This window comes from Vibrio sp. 2132-1 (assembly GCF_033344315.1).
In genome coordinates, this window is record NZ_JAWPON010000184.1 from 1 (window position 1) to 859 (window position 859).

Below are 859 nucleotides of genomic sequence, written 5' to 3' on the forward strand. Positions count from 1 at the left end.
AGAATCGGTGCGATTCCAACTGTTAGCTGATGCTTCAGACAAGGCATTAGAAGTCACTAAAGTCTACTTAGATGCGGTAAAGGCTTATGAAGTCTTAAAGCTGTCTGAGAACAATCTTGCCGTTCACAAAGACATCTATACGGACATCAAAAAACGCGTCACTTCCGGCATCGGCTCTACTGCGGACTTAACACAGGTTGAAGCACGTTTAGCGAAAGCGCATGGTAATCTGGCAGCTGCACAAAACAACCTTTACGACTCCCACACAATGTTTACTCGCTTGGTGGGGCAAACGCCACAAGGGTTAATTTTTCCAAGAGCTGATCAGAACTTTATCCCCTACACCGTCGATGAAGCGGTTGGCTTGGCATTTGAATTACACCCAGTGATTCAAATCGCATTGGCGGATGTGGATTCTGCCAAGTTCCAATACAAACAATCGAAAGGCGTTAACTACCCGACGATCTCGATTGAAGCTTCTCAAACTTGGAAAGACGATGCGGATGGCTTAAAAGGTCGAAGCGATGAAACTCTCGCCATGTTGCGTTTACGCTATAACTTGTTCAACGGCGGTAGCGATGCGGCAAATTCAGAAAACTTCGCATACCAACTCAACAAAGCGAAAGACTTGCGTGAAGGCGCGTACCGTAATGTTGAGGAAGGACTTCGCTTATCTTGGAGTGCATTAGATTTAACTCTGCAACAAAAAGAGTTTTTAGCTGACCACGTAGACTCAGCTTCTGAAACGGTCATTGCTTACGAAAAGCAATATCGCATTGGTAAGCGAACTCTACTTGACCTTTTGAATACTGAAAACGAACTGTTCGAAGCAAGAAAGAACTATTTAGACGCTAAATAC

Annotated in this window: 1 protein-coding gene; it reads left to right on the forward strand. The window is 44.5% G+C overall.

Annotation, left to right across the window (positions count from 1 at the left end; genetic code table 11):
* Positions 1 to 859: TolC family outer membrane protein (locus tag R8N47_RS24285; protein ID WP_318185989.1), on the forward strand; the 859-nt coding region annotated here is incomplete at both ends.